The sequence below is a fragment of the Thioclava sp. 'Guangxiensis' genome (assembly GCF_045348365.1).
Lineage (GTDB): Bacteria > Pseudomonadota > Alphaproteobacteria > Rhodobacterales > Rhodobacteraceae > Thioclava > Thioclava kandeliae.
The window spans coordinates 1,968,558-1,987,210 of the sequence record NZ_CP155822.1 but is presented as its reverse complement, the minus strand read 5'-3'; the positions used below and the strand labels follow the sequence as shown (position 1 = coordinate 1,987,210).

The following is an 18,653-nucleotide window of genomic DNA, read 5'->3' as shown; positions in this document are numbered from 1 at the left end:
CGGAGGCCGGGCTCAGTCCCGGCCTCTTTCCTATCCGGTGCGTGCATCATTCGGGTCCCGCGCCTGCAACCACCCGATATTAAAAAAGGCGGGGTAGCCCCCGCCTTTTTGCCAGTCGAAAAGTCCTTGCCCGAACGGGGTCAGAGGTAGTCCTGACGGGCCAACCCGTATTTGGCCATCTTCTCGTTCAGCGTCCGGCGCGGTAGGCACAGCTCGTCCATCACGCTGGCAATCGAGCCCTTATGGCGGCGCATCGTATTATCGATGAGCATCTTCTCGAAATTCTCGACATATTCCTTGAGCGGCTTGCCCTCGGTGGTGATGGCCGGAATCGAGCTGTCATTGTCATCGGTCATCAGAAGCGAGGCGATCGAGCCCGACCCCCTACGAGACTGCAGCACGGCACGCTCGGCCACATTGATCAGCTGGCGCACATTGCCCGGCCACGGCGCCTGCAGAAGCTGGGCAGCTTCCTGTGCCGTCAGCTCGGGCGTGTCGCAGCCATATTCATCGGCGAACTGCTCGGCCAGACGCGCGAAGATGGTCAGCACATCCTCGCCACGGTTGCGCAGCGGCGGCAACGTGATCTTCAGCGCGGCCAGACGGAAATAGAGATCGGGACGCAGCACATCCTCAAGCGTCATCCCCTCGCCATGCTGGTTACAGATCGCCACGATCCGTGTCTCGGCAGGCACCCCCTGATCGGAGATGAAGGTCAGAAGGCGCGCTTGCAGTGATTGTGACAGCGCCTCGATATCCTCGAGGCAGAGCGTGCCACCACGGGCCTTCTCCACCAGCGGCAGGCCGCTTTCGACGGGGCCGAATAGCATCGACGCAAGATCTTCCTCGGAATAGGCCGCGCAGGAGACCGTCACCATCGCCTTGCCCGCGCGCGAGCCCGTGGCATGGAGCGCATGGGCCACCAGCGTCTTGCCGGTGCCGGTCTCGCCATCGATCAGCACATGGCCATCGGCTTGGCTCAGATCCAGAATATCCTCGCGCAGACGCTCCATCGGCTCGGACGTGCCGATCAGCTTGCCGATCATCTGCTCGCCATTGGCCAGATCCTTGCGGATCGCACGGTTCTCGAGCGTCTGGCGGCGTGCTTGGGTCGCGCGCTTGGCCAGTTCGTTCATCCGGTCCGGATCGAAGGGTTTCTCGAGGAAGTCCATCGCGCCCAAGCGCATCGCCTCCACGGCCATCGGCACATCGCCGTGGCCGGTGATCATGATCACCGGCAGACCGCTATCCACGCCCATCAGACGCTTGAGGAATTCCATGCCGTCCATTCCCGGCATCCGGATATCGGAGATCACCACACCGGGCCAATCTGCCCCGATTTCCTTCAGCGCGGCCTCGGCGCAGTCATAGCTGACCGTGTCAAAGCCGGACAGCGCGAGCCATTGGCTGACGGATTGGCGCATGTCTTCTTCATCATCGACAATCGCAATCTTCATCATTCGTGACATATCGTTCTCCGTGGCGCGTTCAGGTCAAGCACGCTCTTCATCTGTTATTGTTTCATCCGAAAGCAAAGGCAGGCGCAATTCGAATACGGCGCCCCCCGCTTCGGCATTCCGGGCCGTTAGACGGCCGCCAAGGTCGCTGGCGATCGAAGACGAAATCGCCAGCCCCAATCCGGTTCCCTCTCCAGGCTTCTTCGTCGTCCAGAAAGGCTCGAAGAGTTTCTCGAGATCCGCGATCCCCGGCCCGTTATCACGCACCGTGAGAACCGCCTGCGCCCCGTCGGAGAGCAGGATCTCGATCTGCGGTTCGGGAGTTGACTTCGTGGCATCCAATGCGTTGCGCAGGAGGTTGATGATCACCTGCTCCAGCCGTATCCGGTCGGCGGTGACCATGACTGCATTGCGCGGTAGCGTGCGCGTAATCTGCACCGTGCGTGATTTCAGCTGCGGCTCCATCATCGAAAGCGCCGACGAGACCGCGTCGCGCAGATCCACCGGCTCGAAGGCCGTCCCGCCCTTGCGGGCATAGGATTTCAGCTGGCGGGTGATCGCGCCCATCCGGTCGATCAGATCGTCGATCCGCTGGAAGCTGGTCATCGCCTCCTCGCCACGCTTGCGCTGCAGCAGGAGCCGCGCGCCCGCCAGATAGGTCTTCATCGCGGCCAGCGGCTGGTTCAACTCGTGACTGACCGAGGCCGACATCTCGCCCAGAGCCGCCAGTTTGGAGCTCTGTGCCAGTGTCTGCTCGGCCACGGCGAGTTCCTTCTGCGCCTTCTCGCGTTCGGCGATCTCGCGTGTCAGGCGAGCATTGAGCGCGCGCAGTTCCTTCGATTCCTGTCGCAGCGCCAGAGACTGCATCCGCGCCCTGCGCGAGAGCCAGTAAAAAGCCAGCGCGAGGAAAATGGCAAAGCCCATGATCTCGAGCGCCAGCACAGCATTCACCCGCTCGCGGACCGAATCATAAGAGGTGAAAGCGATCATCTTCCAGCCGCGGAACGGGATGCGGGTATCGGTCTGCATCACCCCCGCACCGCCCAGATAGGCATCTGGCGGTTCATTGGCAAAATCGGCGGTGGCCTGCAGCGCGCGCTGGATGGCGGTGGGCGCATCCCGCGCCTCCAGCGCCTCGGCCATCGTCAATCCGCGCCAACGGGGTTCGGTCGTCAGGATAATCTTGTTATCATTATTGGTGACGGCCACCGCATCCGAAATCCCGGCCCAGGCCCGCTCGAATTTCGCGAGATCCGCCTCGACCACGATCACGCCCAAGGGGGTGCCATTGGCAGTAAGGAGCCGCGAATAGTTGAACTCGGTGCCGGTGCTCTCCATGGAATCGGTGGTGAAGACCGTATCGCGCGAGCGTTGCGCCTCCACGAAGAAGGGCGCCGAGGCATAGCTCGTGCCGATCAGGTTTCGGTTGGTGGCCGCGACCACCCGCCCCGACAGATCCAGAAGCCGCACCGAGGCGGCCGAGACGTCATCGCGAGCGGAGATCAGAGCCGCCGAGGTCTCCGAGAAATCACCGCTCGAGAGCGAGCGCGTCAGCGCCGGATCGCGCGCCAGCAGCAGCGGCACGATCGACATACGCTGCAATTCCGAGATCAGGTTCCCTGAATAGAGCGCCAGGCGCAGCTCTGTGCGCACGCGGGTCGTCTCGGTAAAACGCTGGGTAAGCCACGCATTGGTGAACCACATGGCCCCGGCAGCAAGGCACAGAATGCCCAGAACTGCCAAGCGCACAAGAATACGCCCGCGTCGTGTCCGATCGCGGGGCGCAGGTCTTGTCTCGAGGGTCAAGGTGCTCGCCATGGGCCAAATTTAGGCGATGGCCCAAGGCGCAACAAGTGTCAAAGCTTCACGCGGTGACGAGGCCGTCCAGCAGAGAGCGGAAAAGCGCCGCCCCGTCGGTTCCGCCATGATTGGCATCCACGGCCCGCTCGGGGTGCGGCATCATCCCCAGCACGCGGCGGTTTTCGGACAGGACACCGGCAATATCATCAACCGATCCATTGGGATTGGCGCCATAGCGGAAGGCCACACGGTCCTCGCCCTGCAGCGCCTTCAGCCCTTCGGCGTCGATCTGGTAATTGCCGTCATGATGGGCGATCGGAATCAGGATCTCCTGACCTTTGGAATAGCCCGCCGTAAAGGCGCTCTCCTGGGTGGAGACCACCAGCGGCACCGGCTTCGAGATGTATTTCAGCCCGCCATTGCGCATCAAAGCACCCGGCAGAAGGCGCATCTCGGTCAAGACCTGGAAACCGTTGCAGATGCCGATGACATAGCCGCCCTTGCCCGCATACTCCACCAGCGCACGCCCGATCGGCGATTGAGCGGCGATCGCGCCACAGCGCAGATAATCGCCATAGGAGAACCCGCCGGGGACGCCCACGACGTCCACCCCTGCCGGCAATTCGGTTTCTTTGTGCCAGACACGAATGACCTCGGCACCGGCTTTCTCGAAACCGACGATCAGATCACGGTCGCAATTCGACCCGGGAAAGGTGATGACGGCTGCCTTCATGGCGGGGCTCCTGTCTTCCAGCTGCGCTAAACATTGCGGAGGAGAGCGCTGCGCTCTCCCCGATCTCGTCTCAGACGATTTCGACCGTGTATTGCTCGATCACGGTATTGGCCAGAAGCTTCTCGCACATGGCCTGCACTTCGGCTTCGGCAGCGGCCTTGTCGGCGGCGTTCAGATCAAGCTCGATCACCTTGCCCTGACGGACGCCTTCGACGCCCGCAAAACCGAGCGCGCCAAGCGCGTGGCGAACAGCTTCACCTTGCGGGTCCAGAACCCCATCCTTGAGCATCACGTGAACGCGGGCTTTCATCGGTGTCATCCTCTGCAAGTCTTGAGGGCAGCGCGCTGCCTTTTGGTCTGTCGGGACCGGGCCTGCCGGTCCCTGTTCAATTTGTGTCGGTCCCGCCCACAAGGACAAGACCGCGGTTTGGTCAATTGATCAGCGTCGGCGCTGCGCCATTGCCCTGCTCGGGCAGCACGCCAAGACGTTTGGCCACTTCGCTATAGGCGTCTGTCAGGCTGCCCAGATCGCGGCGGAACACGTCCTTGTCGAGCTTCTGGCCGGTTTTCACATCCCAAAGGCGGCAGCTGTCGGGGCTGATCTCGTCAGCCACGATAAGGCGCATGAAATCGCCTTCCCAGATGCGGCCGATCTCGATCTTGAAGTCGACCAGCTTGATGCCCACGCCAAAGAAAATGCCCGACAGGAAGTCGTTCACGCGCAGCGCCAGCGCCACGATGTCGTCGAGATCCTGCTGACTCGCCCAGCCGAAGGCCACGATGTATTCTTCCGGAACCAGCGGATCGCCGAGCGCGTCGTTCTTGTAGCTGTATTCCACGATCGGACGCGGCAGCGGCGTGCCCTCTTCCAGACCCAGACGCTTCGCGATGGAGCCTGCGGCGAAGTTGCGCACGATGACTTCAAGCGGCACAACCTCGACCTGACGGATCAGCTGCTCGCGCATGTTCAGACGGCGAATGAAGTGGTTCGGGATACCGACATTGGTCAGACCGTTCATGAAGAATTCGGACAGGCGGTTGTTGAGCACGCCCTTACCGTCGATCACGTCCTTCTTCTGCGCGTTGAATGCCGTGGCATCGTCCTTGAAATACTGCACCAAGGTACCCGGCTCCGGGCCTTCGAACAGGATCTTCGCTTTACCTTCGTAAATCTTCTTGCGCCGGGGTGCCATGTGCTCTCCACTCGGATGATGACCCGGGCACGCCCCATGCGCGCCGATCGGACAGTCGGGCCAATCATGCCCTTTCCCGCCCCTATAGGCCAAGCCCTCTTTCCCCGCAAGCCTGCAACGCAGTCCAAAGGTTCCCGACAAGGCATTTCGCAGGGTTTGCGGTCTGTCGCACGGCAAACCGGCACAACCTCCGCCTGCCTGTCGAATGCTCTGCTCAGGATTATTAAGCTCGTGTAAGGGCATTGTGCCTAATCTTGCCGGCAAGACATGGACGGAGAATGTGATGCGGCATTACGGCAAGGTTACCGGAGACGATGCAGCCCGAGCAAAGGCCTGGCCGGAGCGGCCCGCGACCACGGCGCGCGAGGCGGTTCTGCCTGCACAGAGCCCCCCGAAAGCCGAGATCATAGCCGAAACGGCGCGCCTTCTGGATTACGAAGGGGCGGAGCACCTTGCCGATGACCCGCAACAGATCGCGCCCAGAACCCAGTCGTTGGCATGGGGCAAGGCGATCCGGCGCCAGATTGCGGCTATCGTCATGCTGGCCTGCTTTGCGTGGATCCTGCGCGACCGTGTCACGGGGCTCGATTATGCCGCGATTCTCGCCTCTCTCGGGCAGGTCTCGGCATGGCAATGGCTGGGCGCCGCACTGGCGACGCTGGCCTCGTTTGCCGCACTGGCCAATTACGATGCCCTGATCCACAAGATCATGGATACGGGCCAGAACGAGGGCCAGAGCAAACGCGCAGGCTGGGTGTCCATCGCCATCTCGCAGACCGTGGGCTTCGGCCTGATTTCGGGCGCGCTCGTGCGCTGGCGCATGTTACCCGGTTTCTCGATGATCGAGGCCTCCAAACTGACCGCCATGGTAGCCGCGACCTTTCTGGCGGGGTGGGCCGTCGTCACGGCGATGGTCGTGATCGTCACCCCCGTGCAGCTGCCGGGCCTGCCGATCTTCGCACTTCAGGGTTTCGCCCTTTTGGGGCTTCTCTTAGGCGGCGCGGTCGCGGCCCTCGCTCTATGGAATCCGGTGGTCAAAATCGGCAAATGGCAGCCGCGCCTGCCAAGCTTGCCGGTCATGGGACGCATCCTGTGGCTTACCATCGCCGATACCGCCTTCGCTGCGCTAGCGCTTTGGGTGCTGATGCCTCCCGATACCGTCCACCCGCTGATCGCGCTCTATCCTGCCTTCCTGCTGGCGCTGGGTGCAGGGTTCATTTCCGGCACACCGGGCGGCGTCGGGCCGTTCGAGGTCACGCTGCTCATGCTTCTGCCGGGCGCCGAACAGGCTCCGCTTCTGGCCGCGATCGTTGCATGGCGGGCCGTCTATTACGGCGCGCCTGCCGCGCTGGCGCTGGCGGTACTGGCACTGGGGGCGCCTGTGCGGCACATTCCGCCGCGTGGCCGTCTCGTGCCTGCCGCGCCTGAATATACTCCCCGAATCGCGGAGCTCGCCCGCCTGAGCCCCCATGCCGAATTCGGTATCTTGCGCCAGGGTGAGCATTTCGTGCTGCTGGGCGAGAATATGCGCTCGGGCTGGATGGTCGGACAGACGCAGCAGGCGCTTGTGGGAATGCGCGACCCGGTGGGGGAGACGGACCTGCGCGAGATGCTTCGCGCGCTGCGGATCGAGGCACGCGCGCAGGGCCGTCTGGCCTGCCTCTACAAGGTCCATGCACGCACCGCACTCGAGGCGCGCAGGCTTGGCTGGTCGGTGGTGCCGGTGGCACAGGAATGCTGGATCCGGCCCGACCGGTTCACGCTTGACGCCCCCGCCATGTCGGGACTGCGGCGCAAGCTGCGCAAGGCGGCCAAGGCGGGCCTCACCTGCGAGCATTGCATGACCCAGATGCCGATGGCGCAGATGTCCGAGGTCGCCGCCGAATGGACCACCGCACGCGGCGGCGAGAGAGGCTTTTCCATGGGCCGTTTCACCCCCGATTATGTCAGCGAGCACGAGGTTGTTCTGGCATGGTTCGATGGACGGCTCGTGGGATTTGCCAGTTTCCATGCCAATGATCATGAATGGGCGCTGGATCTGATGCGCACCAGTGATGACGCCCCCGATGGCACGATGCACCAGCTCATCGTCACCGCCATCGCGGCCGCCCGTGAGACGGGTTGTCCACGGCTCTCGCTTGCGGCTCTTCCTCCCCGTCCCGACCAGATCGAGGGACCCGCCGCCATGATCTGGCGGCGCGCCGAGAGGGGTCATGGCGCGGCGGGGCTACGCCAGTTCAAGATGGGTTTTGCTCCGCATCTCACCACGCTCTATGTCGCAGCCCCCTCGGCTTCGGCACTTGCGCTGGCCTGTGCGGATATCGCCCGTATCATCCGCAAACCGCCCGCCCTCCGACCGGCGCGCGATCCGGATGGATCGGGCGTGTGGACACATGAGATCACCGATCGCGGCGGAGAACATTAGACTCGCGGTAGGGCCTCCTGCGAGTCTTCGGCTCTGACAGGGCCGGACGTATCGCAACCGCCAAACTGCCCGCGCTTTCACAGGCCTGCATAATCAACAGGCAGATGTCGCAAGGATGTGATGGTTTTCACGGTTTCCGGAAGAGGGAAGATCTTTTCTTAATTCTTCGCCGCCCCATAATAGGAAAGTAAGGAGATTATCATGCCGTTGCCGACCTTTCTCTTATTCCTCGTCGCTGTCATTACTGCAGCAGGGGTCGCGCTTTGTCTGGCAGTCTCGCTCGGGGTGCCGGCGCCCGCCCTTGCGCTCGCGCTTTTATGCTGTGTGGGGGTTGCGCGCATGATGGAGCGGGTCGAGTAGACATCGGCATATCGGCTTCCGCGGGGCCGCAAGGACCGGACCCCGCGTAATCCTCAGATCGCTAGACCCTGACGACCGGCAAGATCGGTGACGAACTGCCATGCAACGCGCCCCGAGCGCGACCCGCGCGTGGCCTGCCATTCGATCGCTTCGGCACGGAGCATCTCGTCGGAAATCTCGATCCCGTAGGTATCGCAGTAGGCACGGATCATCTTGAGATAATCATCCTGCGAACAGGGATGGAAGCCCAGCCAGAGGCCGAACCGGTCAGAAAGCGAAACCTTTTCCTCCACCGCCTCACCCGGATTGATCGCTGTCGAGCGCTCGTTCTCGATCATATCGCGCGGCATCAGATGGCGACGGTTCGATGTGGCGTAGAGGATGACATTGGCAGGCCGCCCTTCGATCCCGCCATCGAGAATGGCCTTCAGCGATTTGTAATGGCGGTCATCGTGATCGAAGGACAGATCATCGCAGAACAGGATGAAGCGGACATCCGGCGCCGCGCGGAGATGCGCCAGCAGCCGCCCGACAGATGGCAGATCATCGCGCGACAGTTCCACCAGCTTCAGCGGCAGCCCCTGCGCCACAGCCTGCGCATGCGCCGCCTTCACGAGCGAGGATTTCCCCATCCCCCGCGCGCCCCAGAGCAGCGCGTTATTGGCGGCCCCACCGCGGGCAAATTGCAGCGTATTGGCCAGAAGCGTGTCGCGCGAGCGTTCGATCCCCTGCAACAGCTCGAAGGCCACGCCATTCACCTGGGCCACCGGATCCAGCCGGTCCGGCGCCGTGCGCCATGCAAAGGCGGTGGCCGCGGTAAAATCGGGCGCGGGCATCGGCGCGGGCGACATCCGCTCCAGCGCATCGGCGATCCGCCCCAGTGCGTCAGTGCGACTGACGCGGGGCGAGACAGTGGCAAGATAGTCCAGAATCCGGCCCTCCTCCGCGTCGCCGAGTGGCCGCTGACCATCAAGAAACTGCACAAGGACATCCTCGCGCAGCCCCGTGGCCGTCCCCAGATCCTGATTGGTCAGATTGCGCCGTGCCAGCTCGTGTTTCAGATCTTGGCGATGCATCGGGCTCCTCCTTCGAAATCGGCCCCGGACATGCAGAGCATCTCCGGGGCCTCGTCATTCATCGTGTCGGACGGTCAGGACGATCTGGTCTCGTCGTCCCCATCGTCTTCCTCGTCTTCCTCGACCCATGTGCCATCGGCCCGCATCCGCGCTTCGCGGTTCCGTTCGATCCGCCGCACTAGGAAGATCGACACCTCATAGAGCCCATAGACTACCACGAAAAGGATCACCTGCGAGATCACATCCGGCGGTGTGGCAATGGCGGCAACGATCAGGATCGCGACCACCGCATATTTGCGCACACTGGCAAGCCCTGCAGCCGAAACCAGCCCCGCCTTTCCCATCAGCGACAAAAGCACAGGCAGCTGGAAACAGATTCCGAAGGCCATGACGAATTTCACGGTCAGCGAGAGATATTCCTGCACCGAACCCTGGAAACCGATGGCCGCCATGTCATTGGCCGCCTTGCCCTCCGGCGTGAAGTTGCCCTGCTGGAACCCCAGGAAGAACTGGAAGGCCAGCGGAAGAATGACGTAATAGGCAAAGGCCGCACCGAGGAAGAACATCACCGGCGAAGCGATCAGGAAGGGCAAAAAGGCATTCTTTTCGGTCTTGTAGAGGCCAGGCGCAACAAACCGCCACATCTGATAGGCGATCACCGGGAAGGACAGTGCGAAACCGCCCATGAAGGAGATCGTCACCGCAACAAAGAAACCTTCCTGCAGCTTGATGAGATACAGCCCGCATTCCTGCCCGCGATCGGCAAGCGCGCCGCAGATCGGGTGGGTCAGGAAGTTGAAAATCGGGTTCCAGACCGTGTAGCAGGCCACCATCGCAACGATGAAAGCGGCCAGTGAATACAGGATACGGGTGCGCAGCTCGGCAAGATGCTCGATCAGCGGCGCGGCGCTATCTTCAATATCATCCTCGGCGCTCATGGCGTCTCTTTTCTTTTCTCGTCAGCGCTTGCCGCCCTGGTGACGGGCTCCGGAGCCTCGGCCTCGGAGACGGTGACCGGCAGATCCGGCTCGTCCTCGATCTCGTGGGGCGCGACATCACTTGCCGTGCTTGCGGGATCGGGGCTCTCGAGATTGGGATCGGGCTGGGCAACAGGGGCGCTGGTCTTTTCGACCTTCTCGGCCTTTTTGGGCATCGAAGGCTGCCACTTTTCGAACTTGTCCGTGGCACGTTCCAGAGCATCAAGGCCAAGCGCCTTTTTCGAGGTCATCCCCTTGAGCTCTTTTGTTGTCTCGGCGATGCCGGCCTGATCGGCCGCATCCTCCATCGCCCGCGAAAATTCGCGCGCCATGGCTTTGGCCTTACCCGTCAAACGGCCAAGGGTCCGAAACATTACAGGCAAATCCTTCGGCCCGACGACGATCAATGCGACCACGCCGATGACCAGAAGTTCGCTCCAACCGATATCAAACATTCAGGGCCTCCAGCCGCTGGCTCGCAGCTCAGACCTTGTCTTTCTTGTCCTCGGGGGTCACGTCACGAGCGTCAGTTTTCGAGGGCTCGTTGCTGGCATCCTCGATCTCGTTCGAGCTGTCCTTCACGCCTTTCTTGAAGGCCGTGATCCCCTTGCCGACTTCGCCCATCAGCGACGAGATCTTGCCGCGTCCGAACAGGACGAGAACCACAACAGCGATCAGAAGAAGGCCCGGAAGGCCGATATTGTTCAGCATAGTCTACTCCACACGCGCGGCCGGAGCACACAAGGCTTTGCGGCTCAGACCAAATCGGAGACAACGTTTATGGCCTCGGGCCCCGCAATCAACCCCCCAATCGTGCCAGTTGACATGAATTTTAAGCAACAGCTCCGGATTCGCCCAATATCTAGGCAACCATTTTTCGCTCCGACGGAATCGACACTGGCCCCAAAAGACCGGCTATGGCACAAACAGTGTAAGTTGAATTTTCGGGGATCAGATGCCAGCCACCGACTATCTTACCGCTTTCGTGACGCTTTTCGTCGTGATCGACCCGATCGGTCTGGCGCCCGTCTTCATCGCATTGACCAGCGGCGTGCCCGCGGCCAAGCGCCGGAGCATCGGGTTTCGGGCCGTAACCATCGGCGCGGGGTTGCTGACCCTATTCGGCCTGTTCGGACAGAATATTCTCGATGGAATCGGCATTTCCATGCCCGCTTTTCGCATTGCGGGCGGTGTCTTGCTGTTCCTGACCGCGCTCGACATGCTGTTTGAACGCCGCACCAAACGCCGCGAGGGACAGGGCGAGGAGCATGTGCAGGACCCCGATCATGATGACCCCTCGGTCTTCCCGCTTGCCACACCGCTAATCGCCGGACCCGGCGCTATGGCGTCGATGATCCTGCTGATGGGGCAAGGCGATGGCAGCACGTTGCATATCCTCGCCATTCTGGGCGTGATGCTGGCCGTGCTGGCCTGTGTAATGGCGCTTTTCGCCATCGCCGCGCCGGTGGAGCGGCTTCTTGGCCGGACGGGCGTGATGGTGGTCACGCGGCTTCTGGGCATGCTGCTTGCCGCGCTTGCCATCCAGTTCATCCTCGACGGCCTGCACCGTGCAGGCGTCACCGGCGTGCTCTAGCGCATTGTTTCCGATTTCTGGATAGCGGACATACGATGACAGGCGACGATATCGGTCAATTTGTCTATCTGATCCTTCTGCTGACGGTGGTTGGCGGCTATGTCATGTTCGATTTCCGCCGCAACCTCTCGCGCAGGCTCCAGCAACTGGCGGTCTGGGCCCTGCTCCTGCTGGGGCTTCTTGCCGCGATGGGACTGTGGAGCGACATCCGCAAAACGGTACTTCCCGCACAGGAGATCGTGGGCGAGAACCGGATCGAGGTCCCCAAATCCGCTGACGGCCATTTCTACCTCGTCGCCAAAATCAACGGCACGCCGGTGCGCTTCGTCGTGGATACGGGGGCCACCAATATCGTGCTGTCGCTCGCGGATGCCCGCAAGGTCGGCATCGACCCCGACCGGCTTGCCTTCATCGGCCGTGCCAGCACTGCCAATGGAGTGATTCGAACCGCTTCCGTCCGGCTCGACAGCATCGAAGTGGGGCCGATCCATGACACCGACGTCCCAGCCAGCATTAATGGGGGCGAAATGGACGGATCGTTGCTCGGAATGACCTATTTGAGCAAATTCGCGCGCATCGAGTTCAATCGTGATAAGCTTATCCTTGAGCGCTAAGGCTTTATTTGCGATCAAACGAAATAAACATTATATTAAAACATATTATCTGATGAATCTTCTTCCGGCCATGTATTTGTGCAGCGGCCCGATCTGGCAGGATGCCAGCCACCAAACACGAAAGGATCGCTACAATGGTTCCGGCCTCGGATGTGGCGCAAAATGATGAAGTGACAACCCTGTCGCCCGAGGAGATGACCCATCGCGCGCGCGAGGCTGCATGTCTTCTCAAGGCGCTGTCCCATGAGGGGCGCCTGATGATCCTGTGCCACCTGACCGCAGGCGAACGCTCGGTCAGCGACCTGGAGGTGCTATTGAATGCCCGTCAGGCCGCCGTTAGCCAGCAACTGGCGCGTCTGCGTCAGGACGGGCTGGTCTCGACCCGCCGCGATGGCAAGACCGTCTATTATTCGATCCGCGACGAACGGGTAAAACGTCTGCTGACCACCATGTACGAGTTGTTCTGCGTCTGACGGGGCGTGTTTTCCGGTCACGCACCTGCATTGAGCACGATCGTGATCTTTTCCCTATGACCAAATAGGGATAAAGCCTGTGACGCAATCACAGCGATTTAGAGGACCGTCATGCACGATATTCGCGCGATCCGTGAAAACCCCGAAACCTTCGATGCCGCTCTGGCACGCCGCGGGCTGGAGCCGATGTCGGCCACGATCCTCTCGATCGATGAAGCCCGCCGCCGTGCAATCCAGACCGCCGAGGAAGCCAAAGCCGAGCAGAACGCCGCCTCCAAGAAGGTCGGTGCCGCCAAAGCCGCTGGTGATGACGCAGAATTCGAGCGTCTGCGCGGGCTTGTGGCCGAGAAAAAGGCCGAAGTGGCCGCCATGCAGACCGAAGCCGGTGCAAAAGATGCCGAGCTGCGCGATCTGCTGCTGACCATCCCCAATCTCGTGCTTGACGAGGTGCCTGAAGGCGCGGATGAGGATGATAACGTCGAGATCCATAAGTGGGGCGAGGTTCCGAGCTTCAGCTTCAAGCCGAAAGAGCATTTCGAGCTGGCGGGCGTTGGCACCAATATGGACTTTGAAACCGCGGCCAAACTCTCCGGCTCGCGCTTTGTGGCGCTGCGTGGCGGTGTGGCCCGTGTGCACCGCGCCTTGGCGCAATATATGCTCGACCTGCATGTCGACAGCCATGATCTTGTCGAAAACATCACCCCCGTTCTGGTGCGTGACGAGGCGATGCTGGGCACCGGCCAGCTGCCGAAATTCTCGGAAGACAGCTACCAGACGACCAATGGCTGGTGGCTGATCCCCACCGCAGAGGTCACGCTGACCAATTTCGCCAGCGGTGAGGTCTGGGACGAATCCACCCTGCCGCGCCGCTATGTGGCCCATACCAACTGCTTCCGCTCCGAGGCAGGCTCGGCTGGTAAGGACACCTCGGGCATGCTGCGCCAGCACCAGTTCGAGAAGGTCGAGATGGTGACCATATGCCATCCCGAAAAAGCCATCGAAGAACACGAGCGTATGGTGAAATGTGCCGAGGCCGTGCTCGAAGGGCTGAACCTGCCCTACCGCCGCATCATCCTGTGCACCGGCGATATCGGCTTTGGTGCGCAGAAGACCTATGACCTCGAGGTCTGGCTGCCCGGTCAGGACACCTATCGAGAGATCTCCTCTGTTTCCACCTGCGGCCAGTTCCAGGCCCGCCGGATGAATGGCCGCTTCAAGCCCGCAGATGGCGGCAAGCCGGAATTCATGGCCACGCTGAACGGATCGGGTCTGGCGGTGGGCCGGTGCCTGATTGCCGTGCTGGAAAACGGCCAGCGCGAGGATGGCTCGGTGGTTCTCCCCGAGGTCTTGCATCCCTATCTGGGTGGCAAAACGATGCTTGTCGACGGGCGTCTCGTTTAAGCGTCACGACATCCGCATGACAGTTATATGAAATCTCTGCGCTCCCATGACATGGATCATGGGAGCGTTCTGCATTTTGTGTTAATCTCGGGGCCAGTCAAAGCCAAGGGAGTGCCCTGATGGACCGGACGTTTCTCGACATCCAAGCCACCGCGCGCAAGATTTGCGCGCTCGACAACCAGGCGGTGGCCGAATTCATCTGGCAGCTGCGGCAGGACCGCAAGCTGACGACACTGGTGCATGCGCTGAACGAGGCCGCTTACGAAAGCCGCCCAGACGCCCGCGCGGCGCTCGATCATCTCGGTTTCGTCTGAGGAGCGGGAACCCGTCGCGGATCGGGCGCGTTAAGCCCTGTTAGAAGCCGTTTAGGACAACCGCACATGGTCCGCCCCTCCTCCCCGCCGTCATTCCGTCTGAAAGCCGTTCTGGTTCTCGTGGCGGTTGTGGCCTTTGTCGTCTCTCCGATCTGGTCGCCCTCGTTCAAAGGGTATGACCCGACACAATTCCCCAATCCGGTCGACGCTCCCGCGATCCAGCCCGCCGGATGGGCTTTCTCCATCTGGTCGCTGATCTATCTCTGGCTCGTGGCCCATGCCCTTTGGGGGCTTTTGCGCCATAAAGATGATGCGGGGTGGGACCGTACGCGGCTTCCGCTCCTGCTCTCCACCGGATTAGGTGCCAGCTGGCTGGTCGTTGCGACATCCATGCCGTGGCTGGCAACGCTGCAGATCTGGCTTATGTGGGCGCTCGCGCTCTGGGCAATGATGCGCGCACGCGATGCCGGCCAACCCGCCCTCTGTGCTGGACCCATCGGGCTCTATACGGGCTGGCTCACCGCCGCCTCCGCCGTGGGCACCGGCGTTGTGCTGATCGGCTATAATATCGGCTCCGAGATTACGGTGACGCTGCTGATGCTTTGCGTTGTTGCCGCAATCAGCCTTGCCATCGTGCTGCTTGCCCGCCCTCCGCGCACATTCGCGGTCGCCGTAATCTGGGCCTTGATCGGTGTGATCGCGGCAAACTGGGGCGATGGCGTGGTCATGCTGCCGGCATCGATCTTCGCGCTGGCACTCGCAGCGGTGGCTTGGCGCGACCTGCTGCCCAAAGCCCAAGCCGTCGGGCGGTAGAGGGGGCCGCGACCCGACGCGAGGCAGCCCCTTCCATGTCTGCGTCAGGCGGCGGCCATCGCGGGACCACTGCGCCGGCGTCGCGCAAGCCCCAGAAGCGCCAGAGCCGAGCCGAAGAGCCACATCGCGGCAGGAACCGGCACGGCCGAGAGGTTGGTCGTCGCGCCTGTCAGCGGGTCCATGGCATAGCTGTCGCCCGCTGCGGTCTCGGTGGTCGTAACGCCGAACAAGATACTCTCGAAACCCGAGAACATGATCGAGAACCCGTCCTCGAAGACATAGGTCATGATGAGGCTCACGGTATCGAATGTCGAAGTGAAGGCGTCATCGGCATAGCCTTCGAACCAGAGTGTATCGGTATCATCGGCGCTATCGCCACCGTAGAAGATGCTATCGAGCCACCCTGTCGCACTGGTGCCGGTGATCGTTAGCGTATCGGCCCCGTCACCGAGGTAAAAATCCCCGACAAGCGTCGCGCCCGCCCCAATCGTCACCTCATCATCACCACCGAACAGTTCGACAGCCGTGCCGGACAGGCCAGTAATAGACACATCGCTCGTGAAGTTGAGGCTGTCCATGCCGGAGGCCCCGCCCGAAATCGCAACCTGACCAGTGATACTTCCCGAGAAACCTGCGGAATTATAGTAACTGTCATCAACCGTGACCGCGCCGGTGCTGGTAGATGTCGCCTTAATCGCTGTGCCATTGGCGCTGGAAATATCCAGATTGTCGCCACGCACAGCGACCGCATTACCGACGACCGCATCGCCGGAACTCTCCATGCTTGAATCATAGCCATAGACATAGGCTGTGCCATCCGTGTCGACGATCCCGCCATTGGTGGCACTCACACCGGAGTTATAAAGCGTCAGAGTTGCGTAACTATTGGTGTCGATGACATCTCCCGAGGTTACGGAGACATCCGTGCTCCGGCTAATCGTAAGACTACCGTTTCCTCCCCCCGTGAGCAGCGGCGCCGAATAGCTCGATCCACCCATATTTGCGAGGTAAAGCGAAAGATACCCCCCTGTCTCGACAACACCGAGCGACTGGTTTGAAGATGCCGTGAAATCGGTAAACACGGCGGAAAGGCTGTCTCCCTCCTCTGCTACGGCGAGATGATCGGAGACGGTTACCGGACCGTAAAAGTCGGCATAGCCGGAACCGGTTACTGCAACATCCGCAGAGACATCGCCATAGCTATACACTTCCCCGCCATAGCTATTTCCGCCGCCAAGATCGAATGCGTAGATGCCGCCGGAAATCGTGCCGTAGCTGTGCATGATGCCGCGCGCCATTGTCACGGCGGTATCGCCCGCAATCTCGCTTCCGTCGCGCGTGAAGACGTAGCTATACCCCTCTGTCGTCAGGCCGCCATCCACCGTGCCATTCACGACCACGATGGCGTCCTCGCCCGCGTCAATCGCCCCCGTCGTCGCGGCTGCGGATACCAGCACCGACGTGTCGCTATAGCCGCTCAGATCGAAACCCGAAAAGACACCGCTCCCGCAATAGGCGGAGGTGTTCGTGCCGTAAATGAAACTGCATGTTGCCGCTTGGGCGAAACTTGGCGCGACCAGAATTGCGGCGCCGACAGGTAGAAATAGTCTGATCATGGGGTCCCCCAATAAGAAAATCTACTTCCTTGGGTGTATCCCTGATCATTCTATATCGCGCACAGGTTGTTCCAAATTCGTGTAATAAATTGACGCTACGTTATGTGTGGCTATGGATTAGGCACGATTGACGCAGCGTTAGGCATAAACAAAACCCCGCTTTCGCGGGGTTTGCTATCAGTCTTCCGATTTGCTGGCGCGTTTTGCGGCAGCATTGGCTTTGTGGGTAGCCTTTTTCTTGGCGTCCACGTGCTTCTTGAGCCGCGAGGGAATGGACTTCTTTCTGTCCTTATAGGGGTTTTCCTTGCCCTGATCGCGGAAATAGATCCGGATCGGCGTGCCGCCCATATCAAAGGTCTCGCGCAGGCCGTTGACCAGATACCGGCCATAGGCTTCGGGGATCTTGTCGGTATGGGTTGCCTTTACCACAAATCCCGGCGGACGGGTCTTGGCCTGGGTCATGTAGCGCAGCTTGATACGGCGACCGCCCGGAGCGGGTGGCGGGTGCGCTTCGGTCATGGCCGAGAGCCAGTTGTTCAGCTTGGCGGTCGGCACACGGCGGTTCCAGACCTCATGCGCCTTCAGGATCGCGGCGTGCAGACGGTCGAGCCCCTTGCCGGTCTTGGCCGAGACGGTCACCAGCGGCGCGCCTTTCAGCTGCGGCAGCAGGCGCTCGAAGGCCTCGCGGAGCTCCAGAAGCTTGGCGGGCTTGTCATCCTCGAGGTCCCACTTGTTCGCTGCGACCACAACAGCACGGCCTTCGGTTTCCGCGAAATCCGCGATGCGCAGATCCTGCGTCTCGAAGGGGATATTCACATCCAGCAGAACAACCACGACCTCGGCAAAGCGCACGGCGCGCAGGCCATCGGCAACCGAGAGCTTCTCGAGCTTCTCGTTCACACGCGCCTTCTTGCGCATACCTGCCGTGTCCCAGATGCGCATGGGCGTGCCCATATAATCGGTCTTCACCGAGATCGCATCGCGGGTAATGCCCGCCTCGGGGCCGGTCAGCAGGCGGTCCTCGTTGAGGATCTTGTTGATCAGCGTCGATTTACCGGCATTCGGACGGCCGATCACGGCCAGCTGCAGGGGCTTGGCGGCAGAGGGCGGGATATAGGCGGGAATATCATCCTCACCGAGTTCCTCGTCGATCACCACATCGGTCTCGGGGATCGCAGCCACGTTGCGCGCGGCGAACTCGTCGGCCATCGGACGCAGAACGTGATAGAGCTCGTCCATGCCCAGACCGTGTTCGGCAGAGATCTGCATGGGCTCGCCCAGACCGAGGCTCCAAGCCTCGAGCGCACCGGCCTCACCCGCCGAGCCTTCGGCCTTGTTGGCCGCCAGAATCACATTGGCATTCTTGCGGCGCAGAATATCGGCAAAGATCTCGTCGGCAGGGGTCACCCCTACACGCGCATCCACGACGAAGAGGCAGATATCGGCCTCCTCGACGGCGCGTTCAGTCAGGCGGCGCATACGTCCCTGAAGGCTGTCATCCTCGGCCAGTTCCAGACCGGCGCTGTCGATCACGATGAACCGCAGGTCGCCAAGGCGCGCATCGCCCTCGCGCAGGTCACGGGTCACGCCGGGTGTGTCATCGACAAGCGCCAGACGCTTGCCGACCAGACGGTTGAACAGGGTCGACTTGCCGACATTGGGGCGACCGACGATCGCGAGGGTAAAGCTCATAAGGCCCTCCTTGGGCGGCGCAGCCCCGGGCGGGATACGCAGATTCGAACGCGTCTCCTACACGGGACGCGGGCGCGGGTCAAATCCTCATACAGGAAAACTGCGGCGGGGAAAA

The 18,653-nt window shown here is 61.5% G+C and carries 19 protein-coding genes; 8 read left to right on the top strand and 11 right to left on the bottom strand.

What is annotated here, in order from left to right; genetic code table 11:
* Positions 1-140: 140 nt before the first annotated feature.
* From ABEB22_RS09885 to purC, 5 genes are all read right to left on the bottom strand, one after another.
* Positions 141-1,469: a sigma-54 dependent transcriptional regulator gene (locus ABEB22_RS09885; protein WP_350936848.1), complete on the bottom strand. Its 1,329-nt coding sequence runs from the start codon at positions 1,467-1,469 to the stop codon at positions 141-143.
* 24 nt (positions 1,470-1,493) lie between these two features.
* Positions 1,494-3,206: an ATP-binding protein gene (locus ABEB22_RS09880; protein WP_406870190.1), complete on the bottom strand. Its 1,713-nt coding sequence runs from the start codon at positions 3,204-3,206 to the stop codon at positions 1,494-1,496.
* Positions 3,207-3,321: 115 nt separating this feature from the next.
* The gene (gene purQ / locus ABEB22_RS09875; protein WP_339113068.1) at positions 3,322-3,990 is read right to left on the bottom strand and encodes a phosphoribosylformylglycinamidine synthase subunit PurQ; all 669 of its coding nucleotides are present in this window, start codon (positions 3,988-3,990) and stop codon (positions 3,322-3,324) included.
* A gap of 70 nt (positions 3,991-4,060) precedes the next feature.
* Positions 4,061-4,300 carry a phosphoribosylformylglycinamidine synthase subunit PurS gene (purS, locus tag ABEB22_RS09870; RefSeq protein ID WP_339113069.1) on the bottom strand — a complete coding sequence of 80 codons (240 nt, stop codon included), beginning with the start codon at positions 4,298-4,300 and terminating at the stop codon, positions 4,061-4,063.
* Positions 4,301-4,421: 121 nt separating this feature from the next.
* Positions 4,422-5,183 carry a phosphoribosylaminoimidazolesuccinocarboxamide synthase gene (gene purC / locus ABEB22_RS09865; protein WP_339113070.1) on the bottom strand — a complete coding sequence of 254 codons (762 nt, stop codon included), beginning with the start codon at positions 5,181-5,183 and terminating at the stop codon, positions 4,422-4,424.
* Between the two features lie 283 nt (positions 5,184-5,466).
* On the opposite strand from purC, the gene ABEB22_RS09860 reads away from it, so the two are divergent.
* Together ABEB22_RS09860 and ABEB22_RS09855 are read left to right on the top strand one after the other, a co-directional pair.
* Positions 5,467-7,608 carry a bifunctional lysylphosphatidylglycerol flippase/synthetase MprF gene (locus ABEB22_RS09860; RefSeq protein WP_406870189.1) on the top strand — a complete coding sequence of 714 codons (2,142 nt, stop codon included), beginning with the start codon at positions 5,467-5,469 and terminating at the stop codon, positions 7,606-7,608.
* 201 nt (positions 7,609-7,809) lie between these two features.
* Complete coding sequence (locus tag ABEB22_RS09855; protein WP_406870188.1) at positions 7,810-7,968, top strand: hypothetical protein; 159 nt, start codon at positions 7,810-7,812, stop codon at positions 7,966-7,968.
* A 53-nt stretch (positions 7,969-8,021) separates the two neighbouring features.
* Here ABEB22_RS09855 and ABEB22_RS09850 read toward each other — a convergent pair whose 3' ends face one another.
* The 4 genes from ABEB22_RS09850 to tatA all read right to left on the bottom strand — a co-directional run bounded on the left by ABEB22_RS09850 (position 8,022) and on the right by tatA (position 10,732).
* Positions 8,022-8,819 (bottom strand): ATP-binding protein, encoded by a 798-nt coding sequence (locus ABEB22_RS09850; RefSeq protein ID WP_339114526.1) that lies wholly within the window; start codon positions 8,817-8,819, stop codon positions 8,022-8,024.
* A gap of 299 nt (positions 8,820-9,118) precedes the next feature.
* Positions 9,119-9,982, bottom strand: coding sequence for a twin-arginine translocase subunit TatC (gene tatC, locus ABEB22_RS09845; RefSeq protein ID WP_406870187.1), 864 nt, complete (start codon positions 9,980-9,982; stop codon positions 9,119-9,121).
* A complete protein-coding gene (tatB, locus tag ABEB22_RS09840) occupies positions 9,979-10,476 on the bottom strand; it encodes a Sec-independent protein translocase protein TatB (protein ID WP_339113074.1) in 498 nt (165 codons plus the stop codon). Before tatB ends, tatC begins: the two co-directional genes overlap by 4 nt.
* Before the next feature lie 28 nt (positions 10,477-10,504).
* Positions 10,505-10,732 (bottom strand): twin-arginine translocase TatA/TatE family subunit, encoded by a 228-nt coding sequence (gene tatA, locus ABEB22_RS09835; protein ID WP_339113075.1) that lies wholly within the window; start codon positions 10,730-10,732, stop codon positions 10,505-10,507.
* Positions 10,733-10,976: 244 nt separating this feature from the next.
* Here tatA and ABEB22_RS09830 point away from each other — a divergent pair, with 244 nt between their 5' ends.
* From ABEB22_RS09830 to ABEB22_RS09805, 6 genes are all read left to right on the top strand, one after another.
* Positions 10,977-11,615 carry a MarC family protein gene (locus ABEB22_RS09830; protein ID WP_406870186.1) on the top strand — a complete coding sequence of 213 codons (639 nt, stop codon included), beginning with the start codon at positions 10,977-10,979 and terminating at the stop codon, positions 11,613-11,615.
* 35 nt (positions 11,616-11,650) lie between these two features.
* A complete protein-coding gene (locus ABEB22_RS09825) occupies positions 11,651-12,229 on the top strand; it encodes a TIGR02281 family clan AA aspartic protease (RefSeq protein WP_339113077.1) in 579 nt (192 codons plus the stop codon).
* 134 nt (positions 12,230-12,363) lie between these two features.
* The gene (locus tag ABEB22_RS09820) at positions 12,364-12,702 is read left to right on the top strand and encodes a metalloregulator ArsR/SmtB family transcription factor (protein ID WP_339113078.1); all 339 of its coding nucleotides are present in this window, start codon (positions 12,364-12,366) and stop codon (positions 12,700-12,702) included.
* 111 nt (positions 12,703-12,813) lie between these two features.
* Positions 12,814-14,103, top strand: a complete 1,290-nt coding sequence (gene serS / locus ABEB22_RS09815) for a serine--tRNA ligase (RefSeq protein ID WP_339113079.1) — start codon at positions 12,814-12,816, stop codon at positions 14,101-14,103.
* Positions 14,104-14,222: 119 nt separating this feature from the next.
* Entirely contained in the window at positions 14,223-14,417 is a 195-nt protein-coding gene (locus ABEB22_RS09810; protein ID WP_406870185.1) for a hypothetical protein, read from the top strand.
* 66 nt (positions 14,418-14,483) lie between these two features.
* Positions 14,484-15,230 carry a hypothetical protein gene (locus ABEB22_RS09805; protein ID WP_406870184.1) on the top strand — a complete coding sequence of 249 codons (747 nt, stop codon included), beginning with the start codon at positions 14,484-14,486 and terminating at the stop codon, positions 15,228-15,230.
* Between the two features lie 44 nt (positions 15,231-15,274).
* On the opposite strand, the gene ABEB22_RS09800 is transcribed toward ABEB22_RS09805, so the two are convergent.
* Together ABEB22_RS09800 and der are read right to left on the bottom strand one after the other, a co-directional pair.
* On the bottom strand, positions 15,275-16,846 hold the full coding sequence (locus ABEB22_RS09800; RefSeq protein WP_406870183.1) for a hypothetical protein: 1,572 nt from the start codon (positions 16,844-16,846) through the stop codon (positions 15,275-15,277).
* Between the two features lie 177 nt (positions 16,847-17,023).
* Positions 17,024-18,538, bottom strand: a complete 1,515-nt coding sequence (der, locus tag ABEB22_RS09795; RefSeq protein ID WP_339113083.1) for a ribosome biogenesis GTPase Der — start codon at positions 18,536-18,538, stop codon at positions 17,024-17,026.
* Positions 18,539-18,653: the final 115 nt, after the last annotated feature.

Excerpts from the sequence above, each read along its gene's own strand:
- ABEB22_RS09885 (WP_350936848.1), bottom strand. The coding sequence starts at position 1,469 with ATGTCACGAATGATGAAGATTGCGATTGTCGATGATGAAGAAGACATG.
- purQ (WP_339113068.1), bottom strand. The coding sequence starts at position 3,990 with ATGAAGGCAGCCGTCATCACCTTTCCCGGGTCGAATTGCGACCGTGAT.
- purS (WP_339113069.1), bottom strand. The coding sequence starts at position 4,300 with ATGAAAGCCCGCGTTCACGTGATGCTCAAGGATGGGGTTCTGGACCCG.
- purC (WP_339113070.1), bottom strand. The coding sequence starts at position 5,183 with ATGGCACCCCGGCGCAAGAAGATTTACGAAGGTAAAGCGAAGATCCTG.
- ABEB22_RS09860 (WP_406870189.1), top strand. The coding sequence starts at position 5,467 with ATGCGGCATTACGGCAAGGTTACCGGAGACGATGCAGCCCGAGCAAAG.
- ABEB22_RS09855 (WP_406870188.1), top strand. The coding sequence starts at position 7,810 with ATGCCGTTGCCGACCTTTCTCTTATTCCTCGTCGCTGTCATTACTGCA.
- ABEB22_RS09850 (WP_339114526.1), bottom strand. The coding sequence starts at position 8,819 with ATGTCGCCCGCGCCGATGCCCGCGCCCGATTTTACCGCGGCCACCGCC.
- tatC (WP_406870187.1), bottom strand. The coding sequence starts at position 9,982 with ATGAGCGCCGAGGATGATATTGAAGATAGCGCCGCGCCGCTGATCGAG.
- tatB (WP_339113074.1), bottom strand. The coding sequence starts at position 10,476 with ATGTTTGATATCGGTTGGAGCGAACTTCTGGTCATCGGCGTGGTCGCA.
- tatA (WP_339113075.1), bottom strand. The coding sequence starts at position 10,732 with ATGCTGAACAATATCGGCCTTCCGGGCCTTCTTCTGATCGCTGTTGTG.
- ABEB22_RS09830 (WP_406870186.1), top strand. The coding sequence starts at position 10,977 with ATGCCAGCCACCGACTATCTTACCGCTTTCGTGACGCTTTTCGTCGTG.
- ABEB22_RS09825 (WP_339113077.1), top strand. The coding sequence starts at position 11,651 with ATGACAGGCGACGATATCGGTCAATTTGTCTATCTGATCCTTCTGCTG.
- ABEB22_RS09820 (WP_339113078.1), top strand. The coding sequence starts at position 12,364 with ATGGTTCCGGCCTCGGATGTGGCGCAAAATGATGAAGTGACAACCCTG.
- serS (WP_339113079.1), top strand. The coding sequence starts at position 12,814 with ATGCACGATATTCGCGCGATCCGTGAAAACCCCGAAACCTTCGATGCC.
- ABEB22_RS09810 (WP_406870185.1), top strand. The coding sequence starts at position 14,223 with ATGGACCGGACGTTTCTCGACATCCAAGCCACCGCGCGCAAGATTTGC.
- ABEB22_RS09805 (WP_406870184.1), top strand. The coding sequence starts at position 14,484 with ATGGTCCGCCCCTCCTCCCCGCCGTCATTCCGTCTGAAAGCCGTTCTG.
- ABEB22_RS09800 (WP_406870183.1), bottom strand. The coding sequence starts at position 16,846 with ATGATCAGACTATTTCTACCTGTCGGCGCCGCAATTCTGGTCGCGCCA.
- der (WP_339113083.1), bottom strand. The coding sequence starts at position 18,538 with ATGAGCTTTACCCTCGCGATCGTCGGTCGCCCCAATGTCGGCAAGTCG.